Origin of the sequence: Streptomyces sp. SID3343, from assembly GCF_009865215.1 — a bacterium.
GTDB lineage: Bacteria > Actinomycetota > Actinomycetes > Streptomycetales > Streptomycetaceae > Embleya.
The window spans coordinates 1-4,030 of record NZ_WWJX01001275.1; the positions used below are offsets into that span (position 1 = coordinate 1).

Annotated in this window: 2 protein-coding genes and 1 pseudogene; 1 reads left to right on the plus strand and 2 read right to left on the minus strand. The window is 74.1% G+C overall.

Annotated features, from left to right (window positions below; all coding sequences use genetic code 11):
- Positions 1–1,049, minus strand: a pseudogene (locus GT354_RS40165) (sigma-70 family RNA polymerase sigma factor); the annotation flags it as partial.
- Between the two features lie 129 nt (positions 1,050–1,178).
- Positions 1,179–2,768 carry a hypothetical protein gene (locus GT354_RS40170; protein ID WP_161361416.1) on the minus strand — a complete coding sequence of 530 codons (1,590 nt, stop codon included), beginning with the start codon at positions 2,766–2,768 and terminating at the stop codon, positions 1,179–1,181.
- 108 nt (positions 2,769–2,876) lie between these two features.
- Between GT354_RS40170 and radA the strand changes: the two genes are divergently transcribed.
- Positions 2,877–4,030: DNA repair protein RadA (gene radA / locus GT354_RS40175; RefSeq protein WP_161361418.1), on the plus strand; the 1,154-nt coding region annotated here is incomplete at its 3' end.

A 4,030-nucleotide genomic window follows, 5' to 3' on the forward strand; every position in this document is an offset into this window, starting at 1 on the left:
GCGGCCTGCCACAGGGCGAGCCCGGGCGCGGCGACGACCGCGGCGACCACGACCGCCGCGATCACGGTGGCCCGGCGCCGGTTGCCGCGCTCGACCACGCGCGCGTGGAAGACCGGGAATCCGGACCGGTCGAACTCGGCCGCCCGCCGCGCGATCTCCGGCGGCCGCTGCGCGGACCGGCCCTTGCCCACCTCGGCGAGCACCCCCACGCGCAACGCGGCGGGCGGCGCGATCAGGGTGAGCCCGACCGGCACGGACGCGGCCCCGGTGGTCGGCGCGAGCGCGGTGGCCGCGCGGCGCACGTGCGGCCCGCATCGGCGGCAGGTCTCGACGTGCATGATCAAGCGGTCGCGCAGCACCGACGTCAACCGCCCCGTGGCCAGTTCCTGGCCCTCGGGGCACCCGTGCGAGATCTCGGCGCCCGCGACGGCCGCCCGGCTGCGGTCCACCTCGCGCCCCGCCGCCAGCAGCACGCTGCGGGCGTGCTGCTCGTCGCAGCCCAGGACCGCGCCGAGGCCGCGCGGGTCGAGCCCGTGGCGCACCGAAAGTTCGAGCGCCTCGCGTTGCTCGGGCGTCAGGCCCACGGCCTCCGGCCACGCGAGTTCGTCGAGGTCGGTGCGCCGCTGTCCGGGCGGACGCCCCGCCTCGGTACCGGGGAACAGGTCGGTCGGCTCGTCGCCGCCCAGCGGGGGCAGGCTGCGCTCGTGTGCCCACACGACCCGGACGTCCTCGGGCCGGGCCGGGCCGTCGCCGACCCGCACGTGCGCGTCGAGCCGGACCAGGCATTCGTAGCGGGCGAGCGCGTACAGCCACGGTTTGAGCAGGTCGAGGTCCGGCAGCCGGCCGATGTGACGATCGGCGAGGACGAACGTGCTGCGCAGCGACTCCGCTGCCGCGTCGTGGTCGCGCAGGACCGACAGGCAGTAGGTGTAGAGCCCTTCGGCGTAGGCGTCGTAGGCGGCGCGTCCCCACGAGAGCACCGCTGCCGGGGAAGCGGAGCGAGAAGCCCCTTCGGGGGCGGCTGCCGGGCCGGTTACCGAATCCGTCACGTTCGTGAACGTAGGCGTCGAAGTGCCGCGGACTCAGGTGATTTGCACTTTCATACGCCTTTCGAGATCGACAATCATACTTTCGAGTGAATGTCCGTCACCTTTGGAAAAACTCCCGTTGTCCCTTTTTCATCGCGTCGGCGCACGACTTCCGATGCCTTCGACCGTGAGGGTGCGGCCACTCGGCCGAGTGGAGATCACCACTTCCCACGGTCCGGCCGGTGCCCGATCCGGATCGGCCACGAGGGTGATCGTCGTCGACTGCCCGTCGGCCAGGGTTCCCGATCGCGGGCTCACCGTGAGCCAATCGTTTTCCGTCCAGGCCAGGGACCACGTCACACTCGCCTCGGCCGCGGTGAGCACGACGCTCTTCGGCGTGCCGACGAGCCCGAGGTCCACCCTGCTCTGCGACCACCCGAGTTCGCCGGTGACCGGCGGCTTGGACACCTCCCCCGACCGGGGTTGGGCCGCCGGGCGAGCGGCCGACACGTCGGCCGTCGCACGTGTGGGGGGCGGGTTCGCGGGGGTGGTCGGCGAAGTGGCGGTCGTCGGCTTCGCGCTCTTGGGCGCCGTCGACTTGGCGGTCGTCCTCGCGGTCGGTTTCGAGGTCGGCCTGGTGGTCGGCCCGCTCGACGCGGCGGACGTGCTCGGCACCCGCGACGCGGCCGGCGCCGTGCTCGCGGGCACGGTCGGGGCGACCGTGGACGGGGGATACGCCGGCACCGGCCGATTCGGCGCCGGTTCGGCCGTGTTCAGCGCGACCGGCGAGTCGGGGTCCTCGCCGCCGATCGGCCCGAGCGCGGCGACCCCGAGCACGAGTCCCGCCGCGACCAGGCTCCCCACCACGACCGGCACGCGCGAGCGCGGCCGACCGGTGCCCTTGGGAAACCCGTTGCGTCCGACCCGCGCGGGCCCGACCAACGCGCCGCTCGCCGCGCCGGCCCCGAGCAGCCTCGTCCGCACCGCCAACGGCGCCGCCGGCAGCACCCCGCCGGCCGACAACGCCGCCGCGTCCACCTCGCCCGGGCGCAGCACCACGCAGTCGGGGCACGAGTCGACGTGCAGGAACAGCGGCGGCCGCAGCGCGGACTCCACGGCCGCGCCGCCGTCCGGCAAGAGCATGGCCAGTTCCGGACAGTCCCGCCGCGCGTGGGTGGCGACCGCGTAGACGCCCATGGCCTGCGCGAACTGGGTCCGACCGCGCGCGAGCAGTCGCTCGGCCCGGCGCTCGGACAGCGCGAGCACGTCGGCGGTCTCCGCGACGCTCAAGCCGTGCCGCACGCACAGGTCGAGCGCGATCCGCTCGCACTCGTCGACCGCCCACAGCGCGTAGGGCGCCAACGGAAGCAGCCGATGGCGATCGGGTACGGTCCACCCCGCGGTGCCCGCCGCGAGCACCTGCTCGACCACGCCGGGCCCACCCGCTCCGCCGGTGGCGGTGCGCGCGCACGCGGAGCGGGCGAGGCCGTACAACAGCCCCCGGACCCGACTCGCGTCGCGCAGGCCCGGTGCCAGGGCGGCGCCGGCCACGAGCGTGTCGTAGAGCGCCCGCTCGGCGCGCTCCCGGTCGTGGGTGAGGCCGACACAGAAACCGAACAGTGCGTCGGCGTACGTGTCGTACAAGGTGACGGCGCCACGCGCCTCGCTCGTCGCTTCCGTCGTGCCGGGCCACTGTCGCGTCGCGTCCCCACCATGCATCCGGCACACGCTAGGGAGCATCCGACCATGGTCACCATCGCTTTGCCGGCTCGGTGACAGGATCAAGACATTCGGGCGCGGGAGCGTCGTCGGTCGGTCGTGTCGGCGGGGGCGGATACGGTGCCTGGCATGGCCAGGACCACCACGAAGGATCGCCCGTCGTACCGCTGTACCGAATGTGGCTGGACCGGCCCGAAATGGCTCGGCCGCTGCAACGAATGCCACGCGTGGGGCACCGTCGAGGAGTTCGGCGTCCCCAAGGCCCGCTCGGTCGCCGCGGGCCCGGTGACCGCCGCGGCCAAACCGATCGCCCAGATCGACGTCCAGGCCGCCAGGTTCCGCCCGACCGGCGTCGACGAACTCGACCGCGTCCTCGGCGGCGGCCTCGTCCCCGGCGCCGTGGTCCTGCTCGCGGGCGAGCCCGGCGTCGGCAAGTCCACCCTGCTGCTCGACGTCGCCAGCAAGTCCGCGTCCGCGACCGCGCGCACGCTCTACATCACCGGCGAGGAGTCCGCGTCCCAGGTCCGGCTGCGCGCGGGCCGCATCGGCGCGCTCAACGACGAGCTCTACCTCGCGGCCGAGACCGACCTCGCCGCGGTGATCAGCCACATCGACGCGGTCAAGCCCGCGCTGCTCGTGGTCGACTCGGTGCAGACCGTCGCCTCCCCCACGATCGACGGCGCGCCCGGCGGCGTGTCCCAGGTCCGCGAGGTCACCGGCGCGCTGATCCGCGTCGCCAAGGAGCGCGGCATCGCCACCGTGCTCGTCGGCCATGTCACCAAGGACGGCTCGATCGCGGGACCGCGCCTGCTGGAGCACCTGGTCGACGTCGTACTGCACTTCGAGGGCGACCGGCACGCGCGCCTGCGTCTGGTCCGCGCGATCAAGAACCGCTACGGCACGGCCGACGAGGTCGGCTGCTTCGAACTGCACGACGAGGGCATCACCGGCCTGACCGACCCGAGCGGCCTGTTCCTGACCCAGCGTCAGGAGCCGGTGTCCGGCACGTGCGTCACGGTGACCCTGGAGGGCAAGCGCCCGTTGGTCGCCGAGGTACAGGCCCTCGTGGCGCCCTCCCAGATGCCCACCCCGCGCCGCGCGACGTCCGGCCTGGACTCCGCCCGCATGGGCATGGTGCTGGCCGTCCTGGAGCGTCGTGGCGGCGTTCGCCTGGAGAAGACCGAGATCTACACGGCGACCGTGGGCGGCGTGAAGCTCACCGAGCCCGCCGCCGACCTCGCCGCGGCGCTCGCCCTGGCCGGCGCGGCGGCCGACCTGCCGCT

Excerpts from the sequence above, each read along its gene's own strand:
- GT354_RS40170 (WP_161361416.1), bottom strand. The coding sequence starts at position 2,768 with ATGCTCCCTAGCGTGTGCCGGATGCATGGTGGGGACGCGACGCGACAG.